The organism is Methanorbis furvi, assembly GCF_032714615.1.
Taxonomy (GTDB): domain Archaea; phylum Halobacteriota; class Methanomicrobia; order Methanomicrobiales; family Methanocorpusculaceae; genus Methanocorpusculum; species Methanocorpusculum furvi.
The window spans coordinates 18,866-42,271 of the sequence record NZ_JAWDKA010000010.1; the positions used below are offsets into that span (position 1 = coordinate 18,866).

Annotated in this window: 26 protein-coding genes; 15 read left to right on the forward strand and 11 right to left on the reverse strand. The window is 47.8% G+C overall.

All coding sequences use genetic code 11. The features are described from left to right. Positions 1-152 precede the first annotated feature (152 nt). Positions 153-401, reverse strand: a complete 249-nt coding sequence (locus tag McpAg1_RS08450) for a pro-sigmaK processing inhibitor BofA family protein (RefSeq protein ID WP_338094873.1) — start codon at positions 399-401, stop codon at positions 153-155. A gap of 283 nt (positions 402-684) precedes the next feature. Here McpAg1_RS08450 and McpAg1_RS08455 point away from each other — a divergent pair, with 283 nt between their 5' ends. Then, positions 685-1,122 carry a type IV pilin domain-containing protein gene (locus McpAg1_RS08455; protein ID WP_338094874.1) on the forward strand — a complete coding sequence of 146 codons (438 nt, stop codon included), beginning with the start codon at positions 685-687 and terminating at the stop codon, positions 1,120-1,122. A 129-nt stretch (positions 1,123-1,251) separates the two neighbouring features. On the opposite strand, the gene McpAg1_RS08460 is transcribed toward McpAg1_RS08455, so the two are convergent. Beyond that, positions 1,252-1,551 carry a hypothetical protein gene (locus tag McpAg1_RS08460; RefSeq protein ID WP_338094875.1) on the reverse strand — a complete coding sequence of 100 codons (300 nt, stop codon included), beginning with the start codon at positions 1,549-1,551 and terminating at the stop codon, positions 1,252-1,254. Between the two features lie 175 nt (positions 1,552-1,726). Here McpAg1_RS08460 and McpAg1_RS08465 point away from each other — a divergent pair, with 175 nt between their 5' ends. Further along, the gene (locus tag McpAg1_RS08465) at positions 1,727-2,629 is read left to right on the forward strand and encodes an archaellin/type IV pilin N-terminal domain-containing protein (protein ID WP_338094876.1); all 903 of its coding nucleotides are present in this window, start codon (positions 1,727-1,729) and stop codon (positions 2,627-2,629) included. Positions 2,630-3,101: 472 nt separating this feature from the next. On the opposite strand, the gene McpAg1_RS08470 is transcribed toward McpAg1_RS08465, so the two are convergent. From McpAg1_RS08470 to McpAg1_RS08490, 5 genes are all read right to left on the reverse strand, one after another. Then, the gene (locus McpAg1_RS08470) at positions 3,102-4,028 is read right to left on the reverse strand and encodes a hypothetical protein (RefSeq protein WP_338094877.1); all 927 of its coding nucleotides are present in this window, start codon (positions 4,026-4,028) and stop codon (positions 3,102-3,104) included. A 262-nt stretch (positions 4,029-4,290) separates the two neighbouring features. Continuing rightward, complete coding sequence (locus tag McpAg1_RS08475) at positions 4,291-5,232, reverse strand: type IV pilin domain-containing protein (protein WP_338094878.1); 942 nt, start codon at positions 5,230-5,232, stop codon at positions 4,291-4,293. After that, on the reverse strand, positions 5,222-6,094 hold the full coding sequence (locus McpAg1_RS08480; protein WP_338094879.1) for a hypothetical protein: 873 nt from the start codon (positions 6,092-6,094) through the stop codon (positions 5,222-5,224). The genes McpAg1_RS08475 and McpAg1_RS08480 overlap by 11 nt, the downstream gene beginning before the upstream one ends. Continuing rightward, the gene (locus McpAg1_RS08485; RefSeq protein ID WP_338094880.1) at positions 6,091-6,723 is read right to left on the reverse strand and encodes a hypothetical protein; all 633 of its coding nucleotides are present in this window, start codon (positions 6,721-6,723) and stop codon (positions 6,091-6,093) included. Before McpAg1_RS08485 ends, McpAg1_RS08480 begins: the two co-directional genes overlap by 4 nt. After that, positions 6,714-7,526, reverse strand: a complete 813-nt coding sequence (locus McpAg1_RS08490; RefSeq protein WP_338094881.1) for a hypothetical protein — start codon at positions 7,524-7,526, stop codon at positions 6,714-6,716. Before McpAg1_RS08490 ends, McpAg1_RS08485 begins: the two co-directional genes overlap by 10 nt. A 269-nt stretch (positions 7,527-7,795) precedes the next feature. Between McpAg1_RS08490 and McpAg1_RS08495 the strand changes: the two genes are divergently transcribed. From McpAg1_RS08495 to McpAg1_RS08535, 9 genes are read left to right on the forward strand one after another with little or no spacing between them, the layout of a single operon-like run. Then, complete coding sequence (locus McpAg1_RS08495; protein ID WP_338094882.1) at positions 7,796-8,125, forward strand: ATPase; 330 nt, start codon at positions 7,796-7,798, stop codon at positions 8,123-8,125. After that, the gene (locus McpAg1_RS08500; protein WP_338094883.1) at positions 8,112-10,115 is read left to right on the forward strand and encodes a V-type ATP synthase subunit I; all 2,004 of its coding nucleotides are present in this window, start codon (positions 8,112-8,114) and stop codon (positions 10,113-10,115) included. Before McpAg1_RS08495 ends, McpAg1_RS08500 begins: the two co-directional genes overlap by 14 nt. Positions 10,116-10,120: 5 nt before the next feature. Next, positions 10,121-10,369, forward strand: coding sequence for an ATPase (locus McpAg1_RS08505; RefSeq protein ID WP_338094884.1), 249 nt, complete (start codon positions 10,121-10,123; stop codon positions 10,367-10,369). 17 nt (positions 10,370-10,386) lie between these two features. Next, positions 10,387-10,965, forward strand: a complete 579-nt coding sequence (locus tag McpAg1_RS08510) for a V-type ATP synthase subunit E family protein (RefSeq protein ID WP_338094885.1) — start codon at positions 10,387-10,389, stop codon at positions 10,963-10,965. Positions 10,966-10,973: 8 nt separating this feature from the next. Next, complete coding sequence (locus tag McpAg1_RS08515) at positions 10,974-12,032, forward strand: V-type ATP synthase subunit C (RefSeq protein ID WP_338094886.1); 1,059 nt, start codon at positions 10,974-10,976, stop codon at positions 12,030-12,032. Next, complete coding sequence (locus tag McpAg1_RS08520) at positions 12,032-12,334, forward strand: V-type ATP synthase subunit F (protein ID WP_338094887.1); 303 nt, start codon at positions 12,032-12,034, stop codon at positions 12,332-12,334. The genes McpAg1_RS08515 and McpAg1_RS08520 overlap by 1 nt, the downstream gene beginning before the upstream one ends. Continuing rightward, positions 12,325-14,070, forward strand: a complete 1,746-nt coding sequence (locus McpAg1_RS08525; protein WP_338094888.1) for a V-type ATP synthase subunit A — start codon at positions 12,325-12,327, stop codon at positions 14,068-14,070. The genes McpAg1_RS08520 and McpAg1_RS08525 overlap by 10 nt, the downstream gene beginning before the upstream one ends. Position 14,071: 1 nt before the next feature. After that, complete coding sequence (locus McpAg1_RS08530) at positions 14,072-15,448, forward strand: V-type ATP synthase subunit B (protein WP_338094889.1); 1,377 nt, start codon at positions 14,072-14,074, stop codon at positions 15,446-15,448. Between the two features lie 6 nt (positions 15,449-15,454). Further along, on the forward strand, positions 15,455-16,081 hold the full coding sequence (locus McpAg1_RS08535; protein ID WP_338094890.1) for a V-type ATP synthase subunit D: 627 nt from the start codon (positions 15,455-15,457) through the stop codon (positions 16,079-16,081). A 53-nt stretch (positions 16,082-16,134) separates the two neighbouring features. Here McpAg1_RS08535 and McpAg1_RS08540 read toward each other — a convergent pair whose 3' ends face one another. From McpAg1_RS08540 to McpAg1_RS08550, 3 genes are all read right to left on the reverse strand, one after another. Next, on the reverse strand, positions 16,135-16,476 hold the full coding sequence (locus tag McpAg1_RS08540) for a HepT-like ribonuclease domain-containing protein (RefSeq protein WP_338094891.1): 342 nt from the start codon (positions 16,474-16,476) through the stop codon (positions 16,135-16,137). Continuing rightward, positions 16,461-16,778, reverse strand: coding sequence for a nucleotidyltransferase family protein (locus McpAg1_RS08545; protein WP_338094892.1), 318 nt, complete (start codon positions 16,776-16,778; stop codon positions 16,461-16,463). Before McpAg1_RS08545 ends, McpAg1_RS08540 begins: the two co-directional genes overlap by 16 nt. 62 nt (positions 16,779-16,840) lie before the next feature. Beyond that, positions 16,841-17,359 (reverse strand): ubiquitin family protein, encoded by a 519-nt coding sequence (locus tag McpAg1_RS08550; protein ID WP_338094893.1) that lies wholly within the window; start codon positions 17,357-17,359, stop codon positions 16,841-16,843. Between the two features lie 518 nt (positions 17,360-17,877). Here McpAg1_RS08550 and McpAg1_RS08555 point away from each other — a divergent pair. After that, positions 17,878-18,834, forward strand: a complete 957-nt coding sequence (locus McpAg1_RS08555; protein ID WP_338094894.1) for a type IV pilin domain-containing protein — start codon at positions 17,878-17,880, stop codon at positions 18,832-18,834. Positions 18,835-19,215: 381 nt separating this feature from the next. Further along, complete coding sequence (locus McpAg1_RS08560) at positions 19,216-20,439, forward strand: phosphoglycerate kinase (RefSeq protein WP_338094895.1); 1,224 nt, start codon at positions 19,216-19,218, stop codon at positions 20,437-20,439. Between the two features lie 40 nt (positions 20,440-20,479). On the opposite strand, the gene McpAg1_RS08565 is transcribed toward McpAg1_RS08560, so the two are convergent. Beyond that, a complete protein-coding gene (locus McpAg1_RS08565; protein WP_338094897.1) occupies positions 20,480-21,628 on the reverse strand; it encodes a type IV pilin domain-containing protein in 1,149 nt (382 codons plus the stop codon). A gap of 344 nt (positions 21,629-21,972) precedes the next feature. Between McpAg1_RS08565 and McpAg1_RS08570 the strand changes: the two genes are divergently transcribed. Both McpAg1_RS08570 and McpAg1_RS08575 read left to right on the forward strand, forming a co-directional pair. Then, positions 21,973-22,659 (forward strand): polyphosphate polymerase domain-containing protein, encoded by a 687-nt coding sequence (locus McpAg1_RS08570; protein WP_338094898.1) that lies wholly within the window; start codon positions 21,973-21,975, stop codon positions 22,657-22,659. 59 nt (positions 22,660-22,718) lie between these two features. Continuing rightward, positions 22,719-23,402 carry a DUF4956 domain-containing protein gene (locus McpAg1_RS08575; protein ID WP_338094899.1) on the forward strand — a complete coding sequence of 228 codons (684 nt, stop codon included), beginning with the start codon at positions 22,719-22,721 and terminating at the stop codon, positions 23,400-23,402. The last annotated feature ends 4 nt before the right edge of the window (positions 23,403-23,406 follow it).

The following is a 23,406-nucleotide window of genomic DNA, read 5'->3' on the forward strand; positions in this document are numbered from 1 at the left end:
ACGCGAATAACGCGAATGAAAAATCGCCAATGGCGATTTTTTTATTCGTGTTATTTCGCGAAGTTGCAAAGCAATGAACACGATGAAACGGGAAGCATGCCTTCGATATGCGACTTGTGATTACTCCAAGTACGCCCACAAAAAAAAGAATTTTAGATGACGATTCCGAAGAATGAGAGGATGATAAGGAGTGCGGCTCCAAGAATTCCTCCCACTGCGCAGACAATTACCTGTGCTACGGAGAGGTCGCCGATTGGTGCGAGGTTGAAGTACGAGACGATGAAGAGGATGACGACTCCGCAGACTGCGTTGATGAGGAGTTTCAGCCCGTTTCTGAGGAAGAAGAAGAGAATTGCCGCGATTGCGATGGCGACAATGATCATCAGTATGGTTTCTATCATGTTTGATATATGGTTGGAGGAGGAAAGGGATAAAATGTTGCGGTGGGTGAGTTCTGGGTGCCTGATCATCGGTTTTTCGATCATCAGATGTGAGGTGTTTGCGCGCCATGGGTATTTCAGGAGTAATCTTTGATGAATTCATGAGTGTTCGATTTCAGGTAAATGCTCATTATAATTGTGTCTATTTCAAAATGGAATTGTAATAATGGACTTGACTGAATTTTTCATTCTGGCCTGTCTACCCATATCCTTATATCCTGATTGCATCATACAATTATTTATTATGAAGTCTGTAGCTAAGAAAAATGATGCAGTCTCACCGGTTATCGGTACGATTCTGCTGGTGGCTATCACCGTTGTGCTTGTCGCAATTGTTGCCGCTGTTGTAATGGGTATGGTCGGCGGCGTTGGCGAGACCAAGAGCGTTGGTGTGATTGTCACTCCATTCTCTAACACATCTCAACATGGTGTAATTGTCACTGTCTCCGGTGGTTCCGATTCAGGTAAGATTAATGGAATGAATGTTTACCTTGATGGTACTAATCTGGGTGCTGTTAGTGAAACTATTGTTGTTGGTAAGCCATATGAGTTCGGCACAACAACTGATGCAGGAAAATCAGTTTCCGGTACTGTAACTGTGTCTGCAAAGTTCCTGGACAACACGACTCAGGTCATTTACACCAACACCGTTGGAATTCCAGCAACAGTATCAACAACATAATTCTGGCAGATTATTCTGCTATTTTTTTATTTTTTACTTGTAATTTCAATGACACCTCGTTACGGCTCTTATTGGCAGCGCCATAGTGTTTGGTCTTGTCGTTAGACCGTTTGAAGATGTTGATGATTTTTATCTATTCTCTATCTGACCAACAACACAGGCAGTGTCAATTCCATTTACCCCGTCATCGGTCCACCAAAATCTTCGGGCACACGATGACTCTTCGTTCCATTCCTGTTTTTCTTCATCACCAACTCCTTTTCGGACGAGTGCAGTTCGATGATCTGGATCTGAATTTTTTTCTTCCTCTATCGACCAAACGATTTTCGTTCGACCAAGATTTTTTTTATTTCGTATATTCTTCAATAAAATTCCGTGTTTTCCCGCGAAACAGCGGGATGGTTCACACGCCGAAAGCATGCGCTCCATGATTATCACGAGTGAAACCAAGGACAAAAATCCTAAACTATGAAATTCGACGTCGTAGAACCCTGTTCAGATAAAAAAATCAGGTGAAATATTTTCCATCCCTTGTAAATTGTATTCCGAAAGTATTACCATAACCATACTATTATGAGGTATCGAGTATCTATAGTAGATTATCATGAGATCAGGAACACAGAATGAGGATGCAGTCTCTCCGACTATTGCAACAATTCTGCTGATTGCCATCGCGGTCGTACTTGTTGTGATCGTGACAGGTGTTGTGATGGGAGCCATTGGAGGCGAGCAGGAGGATACAAAGTTTGTAGAGATCTATATGGTGCCGTCAGGAGAGAATGCGTTTCTCCTCACCGTGATGGGTGGCTATGATGCGGATACGCTGGTGTCTCTGAACGCATATATCACCGGCGTGACGTTTGAAGATAATGGATTCATCAATAATACGCAGGTGGGCATCCCATATCTGCTGAAGGTTTCCGGGTCCAGTACGAATGGTAATGCTTTGTTCACGCTGGTCGGGACGTTTGAGGACGGGACAGTACAGATGCTCTATCAGAGGATGGTGACTGTGCGGGGGAGCGGAGGGGTGCCGATAGCTACACCAACAGTGAATCCACCGACAGGTGATGGAAGTAGTTGGGATGATTATAAATTTGAGACTGGAATTATGATCGATTGGGATACTACCGTACCAGGAGACAATAATAAGCGTCCTAATACGATTTATTACGACAAAAAAAGTGGCACATATCTCTGCTACTTCGATTCCTGGGGTACTATAGGGAATATTCCCTCTCCCAAACCCTCTCTTGAGGAACATGCAACAAAGCCGGAGTACTCCTCAGTGGTTTTATTGGATCTATCCAAGCGTCTGACATCAAAAGATTACGACTCTTCCTTAAAGGATAAAGCTGCTTGGGGTGGAAATTATCCCACGTTAGGTTCTCTTTATCTTAGTGAGGATGGAGGCCTTTATGTTGCAAAACAGTCCTTAAATGATGGTGACAATAATCATTCCCCCCCTCCAGGGGGATACTGGCTACTGATTGCAACATTGAATTGATTATGTCAATCTAATCCCATCCATTTTCTTATTTCATACAATTCTTATCTCTATTCAATCCCTTTTTGGCTACATTTTACGAGAAACATTTTCATCTTTCCTTGACCGTAGTATGCTAGATAGTCGTCTCCTTATATCTCATTATCAAGATTCTGATTTTGTCTGGATTGTGCGATGGCAGGTAGATTCATTTACTGTACCGTATTGAGATCATCACTGTTTCTGCCTCTTATTTTATACCGCATTGATCCGTTTCAGTGTTCAGTCGAGTTCACGTCCACTTATCCGACAACACATATCCTCCCGCATGGTACAAACTCTTCCCGTCGACCGACACCTGAAACCGCACATCAGGTAGTGTCCCTGACGCATTTCCCATCGCCGCAAACATCACCAGACCAATAAGAGTTTCTGTGTTATCGCTATCAGGACAATCAAAAGTACGATCGCAATAACCGGAGACATACCGTCCTCAGCTTTCATAACGTTTCATCAGTGATACATCATAGGTCGCCTCGCGAACATAGACTTTCACCCATTCATCACCGCCTGTTTTGACATTGATCGTCAACGTCGCATATTCTCCGTTATTATTACTTGCCTTCACTTCAATTTTTTGGGAGTCTGGCTTCTCATCATAGCGCAACGCGGACTCCCGGAACAGAGCATACCACAGATCTCTCTGTTCCTTACTACCCCCTGTAAACGAAATCTCCAGCGTATTATTCGTCGCTTTTGACCAGGTAAAATCATCCGTTCTCTCAACATACTGGAAATCAACGGGAGCCGCCAAGTTACTGCTGGCCATAGCAGCCCCGGACAGATTCACAATAACCATATCCACCCTGACTGTCGCATTCGTCTCTGTTGTATCGGGATACACCTCAAGAAGACCCGGCGTCAGCCACACTCCATGTCCGTTATCACTACGGAACACGCCCCCGCCCTCATAGCCGATCACCGTTGTCCCTCGTGTTCCTCCAACCCGCGCAGACAGCCTCTCGACACTCCACGTCTTCGGAGGTATACCTTCAGTCCCCACTATACTCAACTTCCCACCCGTTTCCTCAAACTCAATCGTTGTCCCACTCATTCCCGAACTCCCCGGCATCAGCATCGAAAATCGTGCGCCGGAAAGATCATTCACCCGCATCTTATCCGCCGAGAGCTTCAGATCCATAAACGCATTCGACAACTCAATCACATGCGTACTCTCCGCTTCCTTAATCTCACCTGGAATCGCGATCAATGCCCAGATACCGATTCCAAGACCAATCAGCACCAGAGCCTGCCGGCAGGTTACGCCCTCTCCCTCTATATATACAGTATCCTCTCTCGTATCCGCCGTAATACTCAGCGTCCCCGAAGCCCTCGTCAACGGAAACGACAAAATTTCCATCCCGCTCTCCGACACATCCGGCCGAGCATAAACACACTCTCCCGCACCACACCCGTCGAGTTCGCAATCCTGTTTGGGGCAGTTCTCTTCAACTCTGGCATGAAGTTTGTCGTGCCGAGTGTGGGATACATTCAATTTTATCTATCCTTATCACGGGCAACTGAGGGTCTGTGGGGTGAGAGTAGGGGTGATTTATTCTCGTTTGAAAAAGGGGTGAGATTGGAAAAGAACTCGAATATTTCGTGGGTTGATGTCTATACGATTATATTGCGTCCCCAAGCTTTCGCCATAAACTTCCCCTCCCATCTCCTGGATCTACTGCCCCTGCCCATGCATTTTGGATTGCAAGATATAGTACCCCATTATATACATACAACGATCCTTTCTTAGGCCCCCTCTCACTATTGCCTTCTTTTTTCCAAAGCCTACCCTCATTGAGAACATATTCCGTATCGTTTTCATAGGTGTAAATTTTTTGGGAGAAGTCTATCGCTACCGCATTATTTTTTGAGTTTACAAAATCTTCAATAGGGTTCTGTATATCTTTCTCAGTAATCGTTGTCGTGTACGAGACGTAGACATAATAGTATTTACCTGTTGTTTCATCGACAAGAATATTGTTTTCAATATTCGTCCCCTTTGGGATCCAGTCGCTATTCTGTACTCTTGCTATAATATCTTGCCAAGAGACTGTTATTTCTGGATCAAGTACATACGGAAAATCAGGTTCCTCCTCTCCCCCGCTCTGCTGCTCCTTCCACTCGTCCGGCACCATATCTCCGATTGGCAGCACCGCCGCATTCGCTCCCATGTACAGCAGCGCAGGATAGTTTTTGCTGTCAAGCCCAACAATTGACAACACGCTCAGCTTTCCGTTCGGGACCTGAATCTTATCCCCTGTTTCCCATATTTTATCATCAAGAGACCCCGCATAGGTATTTCCTCCCTTTACCAGCTGAACAGACATATTCTCTCTTGCAGCTGTATCATAAAACACCAAATTTCTCAGAGGCAGTGCGTCCCCTCCTGCATGATACAAACTCTTCCCGTCAACCGACGTCTGAAACCGCACATCCGGTATCGTACCTGACGCATCCTCAAGTGTCGAAAGCATCACAAGACCGATAACCGCTCCCGCCGTTACCACAAGGCCGATCAGAAGCGCAACCGCCACAACCGGAGAAACACCATCATCAGACTTCATAACGTTTCACAAGTGATACATCATATGTCGCCTCGCGAATATAGACCTTCACCCATTCATCACTACCAGCTGTGATCGTCAGCGTCGCATATTCTCCTTCATTCTTTGCCTCCACGTCAATGGTACAATTAGGGTAGTTCTTATAATAGCGCAACTGTGTTTCCATGAACTGAGCATACCATAGGTCTGTCTGCTCCTCATTCCCGCCAGTAAACGAAATTGTCATCGTTCTGTTCTCTGCATTTGGTTGAATATCATTACGTTCAACAAATACACAATCAACCGGCACACCCCAGTTGCCGCTCACTCCTGGCGTCCCTGTCAGATTCACCACAACCATATCCACCCTGACCGTCGTCCGTTCCTTCTCTGTTGTATCTGGATAAATCTCCAACAACCCGGGCGTCAGCCATACCGCTTTCCCATTATCACTCCGGAACACTCCTCCTCCCTCATATCCAATAACCGTCGTCCCCCGCGAACCGCCAATCTGTGCAAAAATTCGTTCAACCTCCTTTCCCTCTAAAGGAGGTTGCGGGATCTGCCCTTCACCTCCGCTCCACACCATATACAATTTTCCAACGTTTTTCTCAAATCCGATCGTTGTCCCGCTCATCCCGGAGCTCCCCGGCATCAGCATCGAAAATCGTGCGCCGGAAAGATTATTCACTCGCACCCTATCAGCTGACAGTTTCAGATCCAGAAATGCATTTGACAGCTTAATCGCATGCGTACTCTCTGCCTCCTTAATCTCAGCCGGCAGACTGATCAGTGCCCAGATACCAATTCCAAGAGCAATCAGCATTAAAAGAATCACAAACCCGATTACAACCGTTGAGCCCGCATCAGAATTTTGCCTCATGGCCGCACTCCCATATTATACAGATAATTATTCGTCTCATTGCCAACCAACCGGTACTCAATCACCGCACGACCATTGCCCGAAATCTCCGACTTCGTACCCTCAGGCACCAGAACCTTGTACTGATTCGATCCCGGAAGAACGTACAAAAGATTTCCTGATGGTCCGTATGCCTTCACCGAATTATCATAGCCTGAATACTCCAGCGTCAGATCACTTGTGTACACATTCTTCCCTGAATAGCGTACAACAACCGGCCAGTAGTCTGCCACCCCGTCTACATGTACTAAAGGCCCCATACTCGTATTAGCTGTAACACTCAGCGTCCCTGAGGCCTTTGTCAAAGGAAACGATAATATCTCAAGCCCGCTCTCCGACACATCCGGCCCGAGCATAAACACACTCTCCCGCACAACCCCGGTAGAGTTTGCAATCCACACATTCTCTACACCCGACTTAAAATCGGAAAACTGCATCTGAATGTTTGCCGTATGAATCTCCTCCATCCGCTCGCCTCCTGCCGGAACCGCATACAGTGTCCAGATGGTGAACGCTAAGATCAGCATCGCAAGAATCAGCACAAAACTGATCACCTCCGATATTCCCTCGTCAGGTTTTCTCATTGCCATGGTACTGCTCCCTGAACTTTCATTGCATAATCTACCGACAAAACCTTGACTTTTCCATCGTACTTGAATTCCCCATCGCTACCCTGGGGGTCGAAATTTCTCAGCACATTCTCCCAGGCTTTTCTCACCTGCTCATTCGATGAAGAGACCTTTATCATGACCGGGCTTCCTATACTTCCAGAGAACTCTTTCGTACTCTGAACACCCACCGTATAGTTTACCACCCCAAAACTGTTTCCCAGCACACTTGTCTCACCCAGTGTCTGTCTCGGCAGAACAATAAACAGCGTGCCGTCACTTCCCTTTCCCACACTTGGAGCAAGCAGCATTGACTGATACGTCTGTGTTCCTGTAAACACTGCGCCTGCATCATACATCACCACAGAATTTTCAGTATAATGATTTGACGTTGCATAAGTCAGCCGCAGGAAGTTATCGTATGTAGTATTATCCTCGCCAATCGTTATATTCAGATCCGAGACCCCCGCAGTCAGCGTCGCTGAACCAATTGTTGGTTTGAACGCCGGCAGCATCGAAATCATTCCCTCTTTTGGTGTCGAAAGCTGGATCAAAACACTCCGCGTCACATTCTTCAGTCTCGCATCCTCCCACAAAAGATCCATATCATACTTCAGATTCGAAATATCCTGCACCGCGCCAAGCGCCAGTTCATTCTCCAGCTCCGCTCCATTCATTGGAGGAATAGTGAGAGCCATAATAAACAGAACTATGACCACGAGTCCCATAATCAGCACGAACCCGATGATCTCCGTAACTCCATCATCTGACGCTGGCCGGATCATACTACTATAGTAGTACCTCCTTTGAAAGCATATAGATTTGTGACGAGGGATGATAAGTGAAAAAATTTCCCAGCCAAAATACTGATCACTTTTTTTTCTCAGATATAATTGTCCTCGTAAAACCACTTGCGCTCTCCCCCTCCTCCCCTCCCTCCGCACAAAGCAGAATGGTTTTCTTCATAACCTCTTACCCTGTTGCCGGAACCAAAGAACGTAAGTATAAACACTAATGCTCACCTAATATTATGTTGCCGTGAGAGGAGGGTTGGATGAAAACTGAGGTTTTAAAAAGCATCAAAGAAACCGAAGCCCAATGTAAATCCATGATCACTGCAGCCCAGGCCGAACGTGAGCAAATTCTTGCAAACGCCCGACTTGAAGCTGACAACCTGATTGCCAAGGCAACTAATGTTGCCGAGGATTACAAAAAGCAGCGTCTTTCAGATGCACGAAATGTTGCAGCAGCAAAGCATGCCGCAATCGTGGAACAGGGCAAAACAGATGCCGAAACCACGATTGCCGCCGGAAGTAAAAAACTCCCGCAGGCATCCTCGTTGTTTGTAGAACGGTTTAAGGAGAAACTGCATGTTTCAGCCTAAATCGATGACGCATCTGCTCATTGCAGCGCCAAAAGGGCAGATGACGTCAGTTGTGACTGAACTATACCGTCACCGAGTCTTCCACATAACCGATTTTGTAGATCAGGGGAAGGAAGGTTACGAAGGTGTACGCATAGGCACCCCTCTTGAGGGGGCCGGCGACCTTTCCACCAACCTGCTGAAAATTCGTTCTCTCGAGAACGTCTTTCAGACAAGCCCCGAAACGCTTTTCGACGTTCCCAAACGTCCTGTAGAATCGATCCGACAAGCAATTGAGCGTGAACTTCCTGCAATCGAAGCAGAAGTAAACGATCTCACGGTAAAACGATCGACCGCAGAGTCACGTATTCGGGAATGCGAACAGCGCATAGCAGAACTCAGACCTTTTGCACTCGTACCGCTTGAGATGGATCTCTACCGCGGTTACGACAGCATCACTGCAATCGCCGGCACAATCGGAAATGATGTTACCATCGACGTCCCGCATGAAAAATACTATGCGGCACGCAAAGATGGAAACTTCATCGTCGTATTCGTCGAAAAGCAGCATGTTGTAGAGGTCGAACGCACACTTTCCGACGCAGACTTCCAGTCCGTTACCATACCAAACGAAACCGGAAGCGTCCAGGCCGCAGTTGACAAGTACACTGCCGACCAGACCCAGGCAAAAGCCGCGTTCACCGAAGCAAACGGAAAAATTTCCGAGCTCAAAGCAAAATACGCCGACTTACTCGCCGCATGCGACGAAGTACTGTCCGGTGATGTGGAACGTGCCGAAGCCCCGTTGCGGTTTGCGACCACTGAGGAAGCATTCGTCATCGACGGATGGGTCCCCGCTGATCACATCGAACCGATCACCGCAGGCTTAACCCAGGCAACCGGCGGCAGCGTATACGTAACGGTTGACGACGGTGACGTCGATGCAACCGCAATACCGGTGGAGTATAACAACCCATCGTTCGCAAAGCCCACTGAACTTTTCATGGACGTCTATGCACGTCCAAGATACAATGAAATTGACCCGACCTTAATTCTCGCCATCATGTTTCCGATCTTCTTCGGTCTCATCGTTGGTGATGTGGGATACGGTATCATCTTTTTAATCCTTGCACTGCTCGTTCGAAAGATGGCAATGTTCAAAGGAGAAGGCGGTAAAAACCTTATCAAAATTCTCGTCGGAGCAAGTATCTCAACAATATTCTTCGGAATACTCTATAGTGAATGCTTAGGATATGCCCTGCCGTGGCATGCCGTCATGTTCCAGCGCCATCTGGCGATCGGAGCCGACGCCGCTCACGCAACCGGCCCTGACGCAATCCCTCTGCTGATTATGTCCGTATGGTTTGGTATCATCTACATCACCGTCGGCCGTATCTTCGGAATGATTAACCACTATAGAATGGACCATGCAGGAAAACACCGAACAAAAGCAATCATCGGACAGTTTGGATGGATCGCTATCCTCTGGGGTCTTTTAATCCTCGTCTGGTCGTTCTTCTCGATCGAACAGATGTTTGGAATCTCGGGCATGATGCCTGACTTTACGAACTCCCCAGTGATCGTCCCCGGCCTTACCGTGAGCGCACTTGCCGGACTTATTCTGCTCGTACTCGGATGCATATTCCTTGCACAGGAAAATGTGCTCGACTTAATGGAAATCCCGACAATCATCTCGCACGTACTTTCCTTCTGCCGTATCGCCGCAGTTGGTCTGTCGTCGGTTGCAATCGCAATGGTCGTCAACTACCTTTCCTTTGGTATGTTCATTGACCCGGCTCTTGCAAACCTCGATGCAGTCGGTGTAATAATGATTATTGTTGGTGTCCTCATATTCATATGCGGTCACGCCCTCAACGTAGGTCTCGGTCTCCTTGGTGGAGGTCTCCACTCGATTCGTCTTCACTACGTTGAATTCTTCACCAAATTCTACGTTGGTGGAGGTATCAAGTACAATCCGTTTGGACTTAAACGCAAATTCTCAGAGGAGTAAAAACTATGGCAATTGAAACTATGACAGTTGAAGCAGCACAGGCAATGGCAGTCGGATACAAAGCAATCGGTGCAGGTCTCGCAGTAGGTCTCGCCGGTGTCGGAACCGGTCTCGGTGAAATGGGTATCGGAGCAGCCGCAGTCGGAGCAACCGCAGAAGACCGCGACATGTTCGGTCTCGCACTTCTCTTCACTGTGCTTCCGGAAACCATCGTCATCTTCGGTCTTGTGATTGCACTGCTGCTGCTCTTCTAAGCGGAGACTTGCAAATCATGGGACTTGAGGTTGTAGTTGACGAAATCAAGGCAAAGGGTACCCGCGAGGCAGCCCGGATTAAATCCGAAGCTGAAGCTGAAGCAAAGACTATTGTTGCAGACGCAACCAAACGTGCAGAGGAAATCCGTCTCGCTGCAGAAGCAGACGCTGTCCTTCAGTCTGACCGCATTATGATCCGTGAGGTCGCTGCGGCAAATCTGGTCGTAAAACGCGACCAGCTCAATGCACAAAAGGAGCTGCTCGACAAAGTCTACAGTGAAGCATCCGGCGAAATCGCAAACCTTCCGGCAGACGTTCACGCAAAAGCCGTACGCTCCCTTCTCAAAGAAGCTGTAAAGCAGATCAAAGAAGGTGTCGTACTTGCAAACGAACGTGACGAAGCTGCGGTAAAAGCAGCACTGTCAGAGCTGAAAACCCTTTCCGGATTTACGTTTGGAGGAATCACCGACATCGACGGCGGTGTCGTAGTACAGAGTGCCGATGGCCAGTTAACGCTTGACCTCTCGTATCAGACCTTTATGGCTGAGGTATGGGAGTCAAGTCTCAAGGACGCATCGGAGATCTTGTTTGGATGAGGTAAATAATGACTGAGGTAATGAGCGGTCCGGCTCCATATATCTATGTTTCAACCCGTATGCGGGTGCGCAAAGCGAAGCTCATCCAGCGAGAAGAGTATCTCCGCATGTTGAACATGGGCCTCCCCGAGTTCACCAGAACAATCGAGGAGATGGAGTACAAACGCGAAGTCGATGAACTCTCCGCATCATTTGGTGGTGTGGATCTCATTGAAAACGCCCTGTCCTGGAACCTTGCAAAGGAGTATCAGCGTATTATCGCTCTTGCTCCGGGCGAGATGAAAGGATTTACCCGTGATTACCTGCACAAATGGGATATTCAAAACATTTTGACTATCCTTCGTGGAAAAGTCCAGGGTCTTTCCGAAGGAAAGATCCGGGCAGTACTTGTACCGGCCGGCGAGCTTGACGCTGCCGTGCTTGATCGCCTGCTTACGGAATCGTCAGTTGAAAGAATTATTGAAACTCTGCCGCAGAAGCAGATGGCAGCAATTCTTTCCGCAGGACTTTCCGAAGCACTTGAGACCCATTCGTTTGGAAAACTCGAGAACGAACTCTACAAGTACTACTATGCGACGCTGATCAAAGCAGCACGCGGCGGCATGAAAGGCGGATTACCGTTCTTCAAGTACGTCGTGTTTGAGATCGACATCAAAAACATCACCAATCTCTTCCGTATCCGGGCTCAGGGCAAACCTGATGTAAATACTTCGGATATCTGGGTTGAGGGAGGGTCGTACCATGCCGAGGAACTCGAGCGTCTCTGCTCGGTTGCCGGTCTAGACGAGGTTGTCGACACACTCAAAAAGAAAGTCAAGTCGCCCGTTCTCATCGAGGCACTCGAATCACTGAGAGAGAAGAAACCGATCTATGCAATTGAAGGCATGCTGATCACAGCCCAGCTGAATCAGATGGACAATGTCTCAAAGCGCAACCCGTTCTCGATCTCTCCGCTTCTGGTGTACCTCGAACGAAAGAAGTATGAAGTTGCCAACCTCCGTGCACTCGCCCGCGGCAAAGAAGCAGGCTTAGCATCCGAGGTTCTGGAAAAGTATCTGGTGATGTAATGGAAATCGCAGTTATTGGAAACAAGGAGTTCGTTATCGGATTCCAACTTGCAGGAGTACGCAAAACGTACTCTGCAGAAACTCCGGACAAACTGACCGAGACCATCACCCGTGTCTTGAACGATCCCGAAGTTGGCATTCTCGTTCTTCAGAGCGCAGACCTTGAGCAGATCCCGCGTCGTCTGCAGGTAGTCATTGAAAACTCCGTCAAACCCACCATTGTAACCATTGGCGGGCAGGAGGCAGGTCTCTCCCTGAGAGAGCGTATTAAGCGTTCGGTGGGTGTTGATTTGTGGAAGTAAGTAATAAGCCAGGAATACTCAAACGCATTGCAGGACCTGTGGTCACTGCAGTCGACCTTGACGCCCACATGTACGATGTGGTCAAGGTCGGCAATGAGGAGCTGATGGGTGAGGTCATTAAGATCGATGGCGATGATATCGTCATTCAGGTCTATGAATCCACCACGGGCATCCGCCCGGGAGAACCCGTCATAAACACCGGACTTTCGCTCGCAGTCGAGCTGGGTCCGGGACTGCTGACCAGTATCTACGACGGTATCCAGCGTCCGCTTGAAGTCCTCATCGAAAAGATGGGCAACTTCATTGCACGCGGAGTTACCGCACCGGGACTTGACCACGAGAAAAAGTGGGATTTCAAGCCGGTCGTAAGTGCAGGCGCAACCGTAAAACCCGGACAGGTCATCGGTGAAGTGCAGGAAACCCGCAGTATCGTACACAAGGTCATGATCCCGCCGAACGCAAAAGGCGGCGTTGTCAAGACCATCAAGTCCGGTAACTTCACGGTTGACGACATCATCATCGAACTTGACTCAGGCGAAGCATTCCCTATGATGCAGCGCTGGCCGGTTCGTCTTCCGCGTCCGTACGTGGAGAAGCACACCCCGAACATTCCGCTGCTGACCGGTCAGAGAATCCTTGATGGTCTCTTCCCGATCGCAAAAGGAGGAACTGCAGCAATTCCGGGACCGTTCGGATCCGGAAAGACCGTTACCCAGCAGCAGCTGGCAAAGTGGTCTGATGCAGAGATCGTGGTCTACATCGGCTGCGGAGAACGCGGCAATGAAATGACTGAAGTTCTTACCGAGTTCCCGGAACTTACTGACCCGAAGACCGGAAACTCTCTGATGGAGAGAACAATTCTCATCGCAAACACTTCCAACATGCCTGTGGCAGCCCGTGAAGCATCTGTGTACACCGGTATTACTCTTGCAGAGTACTTCCGTGACATGGGCTACGACGTTGCACTCATGGCAGACTCCACCTCCCGGTGGGCAGAAGCAATGCGTGAAATCTGTTCCCGTCTTGAAGAGATGCCCGGTGAAGAAGGTTATCCCGCATACCTGTCCTCCAGACTCTCCGAGTTCTACGAGCGTGCAGGACTTGTCCAGCCTCTCGCAGGCGGCAGCGGCTCTGTTTCCGTTATCGGTGCAGTTTCCCCTGCCGGTGGTGACTTCTCCGAACCGGTTACGCAGAACACGCTCCGTATCGTGAAAGTCTTCTGGGCACTGGATGCAAACCTTTCCCGCAGACGCCACTTCCCGGCAATCAACTGGCTGCAGTCCTACTCACTGTACATGGCTCAGCTGAATGATTACTATGACGAGAAAGTCTCGCCAGAGTGGAACAAGCTTCGCAGCTGGTTCATGGAAGTCCTGCAGAAGGAAGCTGAACTTCAGGAGATCGTTCAGCTGGTCGGTTCCGACGCACTGCCGGAAGCCGAGCAGATCACGATCGAAGTTGCACGTATGATCCGTGAACTGTTCCTGCAGCAGAACGGTTTCGACCCGGTCGACACCTACTGCAGTCTGGAGAAACAGCTTGACATGTTCAAGATGATCAAAGGCTTTGCAGACCTTGCATACGCCGCACAGGCAGCAGGAGTTCCGCCGTCCCAGATTCTTTCCATCAAGGCAAAGAACGAGATGCCGCAGATCAAGTTCACCAAGGACTACAAGCCTGTTCTTGCCAAGATCTACTCTGAGATGGACGCTGAATTCAAAGTACTGAGGGCATAAAATGAAGGAATATAAGACAGTCTCCAAAGTTGCCGGACCTCTGCTCTTCGTTCAGAAGACCGAACCGGTAAGTTATGAAGAGCAGGTCAGTCTTGTTCTGCCCGATGGAACAATGAAACGCGGACAGGTTCTTGATACCTCCGAAGATCTCGTCGTTGTCCAGTGTTTTGAGACCACGACTGGTCTCGGCCGCGACACCGGCGTTCGCTTCCTCGGTGAGACGTTCAAGATGCCGGTCTCCAAGACCATGCTCGGACGTATTCTCTCCGGCGGAGGAAAACCGATCGACGGCGGACCTGACATTGTCCCCGACAAACGCCTTGACATCAACGGTGCTGCAATCAACCCATATGCACGCGGTTCACCCAGAGATTTCATCCAGACCGGTATCTCTACCATTGACGGAACCAACACTCTTGTCCGTGGTCAGAAGCTTCCGATCTTCTCCTCCGCTGGTCTCCCGCACAACGAGATTGCACTGCAGATTGCCCGTCAGGCAAAAGTTCCGGGATCGACCGAAGAGTTCGCAGTCGTGTTTGCTGCAATGGGTATCACCCGTGAAGAAGCAAACTACTTCATGGCAGACTTCGAGAGAACCGGTGCACTTGAACGTGCAGTGGTGTTCCTGAACCTTGCAGATGATCCGGCAGTCGAACGCACGGTTACCCCGCGTCTTGCACTGACCACTGCAGAGTATCTGGCATACGAGCTTGGATACCATGTGCTGGTTATCCTGACCGATATGACCAACTATTGTGAGGCACTCCGTCAGATTGGTGCTGCCCGTGAAGAAGTACCGGGCCGTCGTGGTTATCCGGGTTACATGTACACGGACCTGGCATCCATCTACGAGCGTGCAGGTATCATTAAGGGTCTGAAGGGATCTGTTACGCAGATTCCGATTCTGACGATGCCTGGTGACGATATTACCCACCCGATTCCGGATCTTACCGGATACATTACGGAAGGTCAGATCGTTATCTCTCCGGAGCTGCACCGTAAGGGTATCTACCCGCCAATCAACGTGCTGCCGTCCCTGTCCCGTCTGATGAACCTTGGTATCGGCAAGGGTCTTACCCGTGACGATCACAAGAAGGTCTCTGATATGATGTACTCGGGTTACGCAGAAGGCGTCGACCTCCGCGGCCTTGTGGCTATCGTTGGTAAGGATGCACTTTCCGAGCGTGACCAGAAGTTCCTTGAGTTTGCAGATGCATTCGAGAACAAGTTCGTCCGTCAGGGTTCCGATGAGGACCGTACGATTGCTCAGACGCTTGATGTCGGCTGGAACATGTTTGTTCAGCTGCCGGAGAGCGAGCTTGAGAAGCGTATCGACCGTGATCTGATTAAGACCTACCACCCGAATTACCGGAAGTGATTTGCCATGGCGCTGAATGTGAAGCCGACCAGATCCGAACTGATCAATCTGAAAAGGAGGATCAAGTTATCGGAACGCGGATATAAGCTTCTGAAGATGAAGCGCGATGGACTGATCCTTGAGTTCTTCAAGGTGCTTGCGGAGGCAAAGGATCTCCGCAATGATCTTGCTGTGAAGTACGCCCGTGCACAGGAAATGATTGCAATCGCAGAAACTGTGGAGGGAAGTATCGGAGTGAAGGCTGCGGCATTCTCGGCATCCGAGAGCCCGCAGATTGATCTCAAGAGCAAGAACATCATGGGTGTTGTTGTGCCGAAGATCGAGTCAAGGAGTGTGAAGAAGACGCTGACTGAGCGCGGGTACGGAGTTCTGGGAACTTCGTCCGCGATCGATGAGGCGGCTGAAGCATTCGAGGATTTAGTGGAGACGATTATTCTCTCCGCAGAACTTGAGACGACGATGAAGCGTCTTCTTGATGAGATTGAAGGAACAAAGCGCCGTGTGAATGCACTGGAGTTCAAGGTGATTCCGGAGCTGATCGAGGCACGGAACTTTATCAAGATGCGTCTCGATGAGATGGAACGCGAAGAGCTGTTCCGTATGAAGAGAGTGAAGGGCAAGTCGGAAAAATAATTTTTATTTTTTCGATTGTCTTTTTGAAAAATTTTTTTTGAAAATATTTTTGGTTACGTGTTTTGATCAGAGATGAATTGGCTGATCGATTTGTGAAGTGACGGGATGTCCTGCACTACTGTGTCCCAGATGAGATCATAGTCCACGTCAAAGTATCCATGAATCAGTTTGTCCCGTGTTCCTGCAATAAGTTTCCAGGGAATTTCATGATGCAGTGAGGTGAACTCTTGCGTGAGATTTTTTACTGCTTCGCCGATGATCTCAAGCGATCTGACCACTGCCCTCTGACACATTTCATCCTGCATGAACATTTCATGCGAGTAGGTTGTAAGGATGTGGCAGAGGTAGGTTGTTTCCTTTTTGATGTGATGGAGGTTAGTCAGGTCGCTTTGCATATGATCAGTTCCCCTTCGATATTTGGTTTGATATAGGGGCTGATGCCTGCCTCGGTGAGGAGATCCACTTTTCGCCCGAAGAGTTCTTCAAGAAAATCTGCGAGCCCCATGTAGTTTCTGATGTTCTTTTTTCCCGGTTGAAATGTTACCAGAACATCTATGTCAGACTCTTGGGTATCCTCTCCCCGGGATACGGAGCCGAAGATTCCAATCGTTGCAACACCATATTTTTCCGAGAGGAAGGAGAGCTCACGCTTGAGTTTTACAAGAACATCATCTTTGATGCTGTGATACACTTCCATTCTGCTGCTCTCCCAATTAAGATGTATATTGGGATTAAGAAATTATAGTATTTCCCCTCGCGTCACAGTTGAGGGATCTGGGGATCAGTACTTGTGAGCATCTGACACCAGTTCCCCAGTTTCCATCCGTCTTCAGTTGAAAGCAGAACAAGAGACACCGCATCAGAGTTGGTCGCATTCGTGTTCACGTTCATCTCAAGAAAAACAAACACCGTCTCTCCTGCGGACACGTTCACGGTATCCTGCTGCAGTCGAACCGACATTCCGTCCGGGACATCAGTGTCAGGATCAAGGTGGACCTGGATGTCCTTCCCGGCTGGTGCCGTAATTTTCAATGAGATGAGGCCGGTCTCGCCCGGGTTTGCCACGAATACAGGGACTCGGCTCTCTGTTGCATTTCGCCGCTCCACTTTGGCAAATCCTGTACTGTTCTCAAGATCAAATCTCCACTCCACCGGAAAAATAATCTGACCCTCAACTCCCGGAGGCATGCGGTAAGAGCCCTTGTCGTAGATACCCGGGGTGAACAGGCTCGAAAACTCTGGTGTTTCATTTTCCACGGAGGTATTCTGAGGCGGCACAGTGGTACATCCTGCGGTGAATATCAGGAGGACTATTAGGAGATTAATGATTGCTATGGATTTGTATGTCATTTTTCAGATGCCTTTTACTTACATTAATCTGTTTTAAATATTTGTAATATTTATCCAGTGCGGCACATCTGCGCCGAAGTTCATATTTTTTGAGATAACTTTTTTGTGCGTCTTTTTTTTCAAAAAAACGTACTGTGATGTCTTGTTGGAAAATTATTCTTGATTGAATATAGGTCACTTCTGAGATTTGTGGCGCGCATATTTTCCGATAAAAAAAAGAAAATAATTTTTTTTTTCTACCGAAAAAATTCTCGAAAAAATTATGCTCTCTGTTTGATTCACACTGATAAGTGAAATCGTCGGCGGGGAATTGATTTTTCGATAGTATGATCTTTGAAAAATATTGTGGGTAATGTATTAATAGTGCCTATTGGCATATCCTTCCTTAAGGGGATGTGGTAATCTCTACTTCGTCCCTCGTATGATCCAGGAGATGATGGTTCTTTATGAGAACTGATAACGGTATCTCTCCGGTCATTGCAGTCGTGGTTTTGATTGGCCTTGTAGTGATAGCTTCAGCTATCATCGGCCTGACTATGCTTGCGACGATGGAGAATGTGTCGGGAACACCGCCAGATGTGCGGTTTCAGGTATCCGCAGACGGAGTGTGTTTGTACCATGCGGGAGGAGATGCACTGCCTCTAAGAAATCTGGTTTTTTATGATACTTCGACAAAAAAACCGATCGAAGTCAAGAATATTGAGCTGATAAAAGGCGGGGGTACTATCTTAAAGTTTGAGGGTGATGACGATAAAAGTTTCGAGCTGAATGTCTGGGAGACAGGGGATAAGATCCGGATCATCAGTGGAAAACTGAGTGAATTGTCGATTGTGGGGCCTGACAGCAGAAACCATCCGGCACTGCTGTACATGGGAGCGAACGCGATGGTGATGCCGATCGGGGATATGGTGCCGGATGAGTGGATAGAAACGGTCGTGCCGGTAGTACCGACCGGGCCAGAAATGCCGGAAATTCCACTTGACATAAATCCAGGAATTTTTGAAGATTTAATTCAAATCCAGAAGAACAACGATAATAAGGGAATTAAATTTGATGAGAAACAATTGATTATAAATGGGGTCCTCGTGGATAGTTATGATTACAATGTCACGAATAAGGATGAAGATATCTGGATTATAGTAAGTCCGGAATATGGTGAGGGTCATACTCAGAATACCACCATTACCGTAAATGTGTATTCCCTTGTGAACGATACATACGAACTAATTTATTCTCCTCCTGCAATACCGGATACACAAGGTCTGCATGATGTAATACTGAAAATACCGAACAATTATTTGATACAAGGGGACCTATGTTACGTAACAATCTATAGAGAAGGTTCGAAGAATGGCATCATAAAATATGCTCAAAAAACAGTTGTCATTAGACTCATTCATTGATTTCATATGAAAAATACTCCTGTTTTTAAATCCCATTCACCCACTTTTTTTCGATGCCAAAATCCTTTACCCACTCCAACATTTAACCATCATTCATCTATAGCAAAGCCTCATATCATTTTCATAAACAACATTGCCTCCGGAGGATTCCTCCCTCAAATTTCGGCAGACACCTCGTGAATTTTTACACGAAGTAATCACAAACAATTTTCCCCACCCATAATTTTTCCCTCTTCACTATTTTACCCAAACTGCTGTACTATAAAATAAATGAATCTATGAGAGAGTCTTCGATGGATTTAATACTCTCATAGCGAAACGTTGTAACTACGAGTGATTACGATTCTATGATTATCTCAGATAGGGAGGAGTGATTTTTCCATGAAATTTGGTACGCTTGCTGATGTGGAAACCCGCGGAAAAACCGTAATGGTTCGCGTGGATCTGAACTCGCCGATCGATCCTTCATCGAATACAATTCTTGACGACAAACGGTTCCGCGAGCATGTCCCAACCATTCAGGCTCTGGAGGAGTCCAAAGTTGTAGTGCTTGCCCATCAGAGCAGGCCGGGCAAAAAAGACTTCACAACGCTCGAAGCGCATGCCGAGCGGCTTGAGCGACTTTTGGATATGCCGGTGACGTATGTTGATGATATTATCGGCAGGTGCGCTAAAGAGGCGGTCCGTAAGTCGCATCCGGGCGATGTGATTCTTCTGGAGAATGTCAGGTTTAGCGCTGAGGAGAATCTGACGATGAAGCCGGAGGACTCGCGGTACACGCATCTTGTCAGAAAACTTTCTTCGATGGCTGACATCTTTGTGAACGATGCGTTCGGTACTGCGCACCGCTCACAACCAACGATCACTGGCCTGCCGTTTGCGATGAAGACGGTCGCAGGTCTTCTGATGGAGAAGGAAGTAAAGAATCTGTCCCGCGTTTTTACTTCAGCACCAAAACCGGTGACGTTTGTTCTCGGCGGAACAAAAGTGGATGACTCGATTGCTGTTGCAGGCCATGTTCTTGCAAATGGTACGGCAGACAAAATTGCGATCATCGGCGTTGTCGCGAATGTGTTTTATCTTGCGAAGGGGATTGATATCGGTGCGCCGTCAACGAATCTGATCAAAATTCTCGGATATGAGGATGAGGTTGCGAAGGCGAAAAAGATTCTTGATGCTTATGGTGATAAGGTTGTTCTGCCTGAGTTTGTTGCGGTGAAGGAGAACGGCGGACGCCGTGAGTATCCGGTTGAGGCAACTCCGGCTGACTGCCCGATTCTTGATATGGGCAGTGAGTCTATCGGAATTTTTTCCGAGCTTCTCTGCAACTCGGGAACGATTGTGTTTAATGGTCCAGCAGGAATGTTTGAGGAGCGGGATTTTGCTACTGGTACGTATGAACTTCTCCATGCAGCGGCAAAGTCAGACTTCTCGGTCTGCGGCGGAGGTCATACGGCGGCGGTTATTGAGCAGCTCGGACTTGAGCCGCAGTACTCGCATCTGTCTACGGGCGGAGGGGCATGCATCGAGTTTTTGACCGGCAAGAAGCTGCCGGCGCTTGATGCGCTGGAAAAGTCATGGGAACTGTTCGGCGGGAAATTTTAACGTACTTCCCCCATCATTTTTTTATTTTGATCCTAAGATGTTATCGTATGGTAATTGTCACCGTGTGAGTCATTAGTATCCCAGCGGTGTTATTGTATGGTGCCACGGTAATTGAGCGTACATCACCTGGTTTTGCATTTGCGAGAACGGTTATTCCTGTGGGTGAGTCAGTTGGATTTTCTTTATCTTTATCTTCATCATCATAGAAATACCATCCATCAACATCCATCCAATAATTGTACCTAGTATCTATATTACGAGCGATGGTTACCTGAACGCCTTGTTTCGGTAGACTTTCTCTCCAGATTGTAACTGTGTTGACAAAACGCAGATCCATAAAAGTGTCCATGTTATTCTCCGGATCCTCCCCATCCTTCAATAGATATTTCGTTTGAAATTTGAAAACTTTCAGGTATTTTCTAATACCCTCATCCTCTATGGAAAGATACGTAGTGACTTCTTCAGTTACAGAGGTACATTTATCATCTTCATAGTAAACAGTAAATGTCACATTATAGGATTTTTCAGAAAGAATAGCATTTAATTTGGGATAGTCATGCAAAAATAGTTTTGTATCCTTCGGATATTCTAACGGAGAATATTCTTTAATAGGTGTTCCGTCATCATAGTCCAATGTCCATTTTTTTACCGGGTATTCTTCCACATACGTGCTTTTATCCGTGATATTGAGTCTGTAGTTCATCACATCACAACTTATTGCTATACGTGCCCGATCACTGACTTCCTGTGGAGTCTTCCATTTCGCCCCAACCCGCATCTTTCCAGTATAGATCACCTGCTCCGTCTTATCATCAAACGTCGCCGTGATCACCATCGGATAATAGCCCTCATCAAATCCCTCTTCAAACTCAATCAGTACCGGCACCCCGTCAGAAAATACTGTCAGGTTATTCACAGGAGTACCAATCCGTACTCCGCCAGCAGTTGCAACAGCCACCTGAACCCCTTTCATCTTCACAAGATCCTCTCCCCAGAACGTCAACTGCAGCGGCTTCGTATCATCTCCGGTAGTATGCGGCACCACTCCGATAGTCTTTCCTCCGCTGACCGCATCACCAAATCCCAAAACCGTCACTCCGACAACCGCGGCCATCACAACCGTAATTGCAACAATGAGGATCATACCAATCACCGGTGATACTCCGCTGTTTCCTTTGCCTCGCATCATTCCCCCTGACAAAATAATATGTTATAGTGCGTGCTTCCTAATCAACGTATTTCCATAGTATGCTTTGATCAAAAAATCCGGAAAACATCTGATGCCGTGAACAGAAATTTTTCAAGCGAAAAAATGATTTTTATTTATCGGAATTTTTGTATACGGTTTTGTTTGAAGTAACCGGGATAAAATCCATCGAGATTTTTTCCCAACACCAACTCTATACATTGTCACAGTACCTGATCATAATGTAATCTCTTAACTCCATTATGTTAATATATCTTTACAACAAACACTATCATAACGAATCTCCTGCTTGTGTTTGGGGATCGTACTCAGGAGTGGTAGACAACTTGAAAGAACAAAAATTCAGACACGAACTCAAATATTACATCAACCACGCAGACTATCTCACCATCCGTCAGCGGATGTCAACCATCGCAGGCAGTGACGAACATGCAGATGAAAACGGAACCTACAAAATCCGCAGCCTCTACTTTGACACCCCGGGCGACAAAGCCCTCTACGAAAAACTCTACGGCATCAACAATCGCGAGAAATTTCGCATCAGACTTTACAACAACGACGACTCATTCGTTCGCCTCGAAAAAAAGACCAAAGTAAACGCACTCACCTGCAAAATATCAGCCCCCGTCACCCGCGACCAGTGTGAAAAACTGCTTGTCGGAGACACCGACTGGATGAAAAATGCCGGACACGCTCTTCTCACCGAACTCTACGCAAAAATGCGGTACGAACAACTCCGGCCAAAAACTCTCGTCGACTACACCCGCGAACCCTTCACCTATGGGCCCGGAAATGTCAGAGTCACCCTTGACTCCAACATTACCACCGGCATCAGAACAACCGACCTCTTCGACCCGGCAATGCCGACCATCTCAACCTATGGCGTCTCAGTCATCATCCTCGAAGTAAAATACGACAACTATCTCCCTGACATCATCAGAAACATGATTCAGGTCGAAAACAGAAAAGCAACAGCCTTCTCCAAATACGCCGTCGCTCGGATGTTTGGATAATTACAGGATACTCATCATGACATTATACACATCATACCAATTACCTGGAGGCGAGAATTGTGGCAGAACAGCTGACCTTTAACGACATCCTCTCCTCAAACCTCCTGACCACCGTGACCTCATTCTCGCTCACGGACATGATCATAGCCATGGGCCTTGCCTTCGTACTCGGTCTTTTCATTTTCTTCGTCTACAAACAAACCTACAGCGGAGTCATGTACTCATCAGGCTTTGGCATATCCCTCATTGCCATGGCCCTCATCACCACCATGATCATCATCGCTATCGGCTCCAACATCATCCTGTCTCTCGGAATGGTTGGTGCACTCTCGATTGTTCGGTTCCGGTCCGCAGTCAAAGATCCCATGGACATCACCTACTTGTTCTGGGCAATTTCTGCCGGAATCGTTCTCGGTGCAGGCCTCATCCCGCTTGCCTTCTTCGGTTCGATTGCGATCGGTGTCTTTTTGCTCGTCTTCTCCCGCAAAAAATCCCGCGACCAGCCATTCATTCTGGTTGTCGACTGTGATGGAGATGCAACCGAGAAGAAGATCATGGACATCCTCTCGCTCAGCGTGAAGAAACTCGTCCTCAGGTCCAAAACCGTTCGGACCGGCTCGGTCGAGCTGACCGTTGAGGTCAGACTCGCAGGCGAGACCAGCGAGTTCATCAACCGCATCGCAACGCTTCCCGGAGTCTCAAGCGCCGTTCTTGTCACGTACAACGGAGAGTATCTCACGTAAAATC

Excerpts from the sequence above, each read along its gene's own strand:
- McpAg1_RS08450 (WP_338094873.1), bottom strand. The coding sequence starts at position 401 with ATGATAGAAACCATACTGATGATCATTGTCGCCATCGCAATCGCGGCA.
- McpAg1_RS08455 (WP_338094874.1), top strand. The coding sequence starts at position 685 with ATGAAGTCTGTAGCTAAGAAAAATGATGCAGTCTCACCGGTTATCGGT.
- McpAg1_RS08460 (WP_338094875.1), bottom strand. The coding sequence starts at position 1,551 with ATGGAGCGCATGCTTTCGGCGTGTGAACCATCCCGCTGTTTCGCGGGA.
- McpAg1_RS08465 (WP_338094876.1), top strand. The coding sequence starts at position 1,727 with ATGAGATCAGGAACACAGAATGAGGATGCAGTCTCTCCGACTATTGCA.
- McpAg1_RS08470 (WP_338094877.1), bottom strand. The coding sequence starts at position 4,028 with ATGGAAATTTTGTCGTTTCCGTTGACGAGGGCTTCGGGGACGCTGAGT.
- McpAg1_RS08475 (WP_338094878.1), bottom strand. The coding sequence starts at position 5,232 with ATGAAGTCTGATGATGGTGTTTCTCCGGTTGTGGCGGTTGCGCTTCTG.
- McpAg1_RS08480 (WP_338094879.1), bottom strand. The coding sequence starts at position 6,094 with ATGAGGCAAAATTCTGATGCGGGCTCAACGGTTGTAATCGGGTTTGTG.
- McpAg1_RS08485 (WP_338094880.1), bottom strand. The coding sequence starts at position 6,723 with ATGGCAATGAGAAAACCTGACGAGGGAATATCGGAGGTGATCAGTTTT.
- McpAg1_RS08490 (WP_338094881.1), bottom strand. The coding sequence starts at position 7,526 with ATGATCCGGCCAGCGTCAGATGATGGAGTTACGGAGATCATCGGGTTC.
- McpAg1_RS08495 (WP_338094882.1), top strand. The coding sequence starts at position 7,796 with ATGAAAACTGAGGTTTTAAAAAGCATCAAAGAAACCGAAGCCCAATGT.
- McpAg1_RS08500 (WP_338094883.1), top strand. The coding sequence starts at position 8,112 with ATGTTTCAGCCTAAATCGATGACGCATCTGCTCATTGCAGCGCCAAAA.
- McpAg1_RS08505 (WP_338094884.1), top strand. The coding sequence starts at position 10,121 with ATGGCAATTGAAACTATGACAGTTGAAGCAGCACAGGCAATGGCAGTC.
- McpAg1_RS08510 (WP_338094885.1), top strand. The coding sequence starts at position 10,387 with ATGGGACTTGAGGTTGTAGTTGACGAAATCAAGGCAAAGGGTACCCGC.
- McpAg1_RS08515 (WP_338094886.1), top strand. The coding sequence starts at position 10,974 with ATGACTGAGGTAATGAGCGGTCCGGCTCCATATATCTATGTTTCAACC.
- McpAg1_RS08520 (WP_338094887.1), top strand. The coding sequence starts at position 12,032 with ATGGAAATCGCAGTTATTGGAAACAAGGAGTTCGTTATCGGATTCCAA.
- McpAg1_RS08530 (WP_338094889.1), top strand. The coding sequence starts at position 14,072 with ATGAAGGAATATAAGACAGTCTCCAAAGTTGCCGGACCTCTGCTCTTC.
- McpAg1_RS08535 (WP_338094890.1), top strand. The coding sequence starts at position 15,455 with ATGGCGCTGAATGTGAAGCCGACCAGATCCGAACTGATCAATCTGAAA.
- McpAg1_RS08540 (WP_338094891.1), bottom strand. The coding sequence starts at position 16,476 with ATGCAAAGCGACCTGACTAACCTCCATCACATCAAAAAGGAAACAACC.
- McpAg1_RS08545 (WP_338094892.1), bottom strand. The coding sequence starts at position 16,778 with ATGGAAGTGTATCACAGCATCAAAGATGATGTTCTTGTAAAACTCAAG.
- McpAg1_RS08555 (WP_338094894.1), top strand. The coding sequence starts at position 17,878 with ATGAGAACTGATAACGGTATCTCTCCGGTCATTGCAGTCGTGGTTTTG.
- McpAg1_RS08560 (WP_338094895.1), top strand. The coding sequence starts at position 19,216 with ATGAAATTTGGTACGCTTGCTGATGTGGAAACCCGCGGAAAAACCGTA.
- McpAg1_RS08565 (WP_338094897.1), bottom strand. The coding sequence starts at position 21,628 with ATGATGCGAGGCAAAGGAAACAGCGGAGTATCACCGGTGATTGGTATG.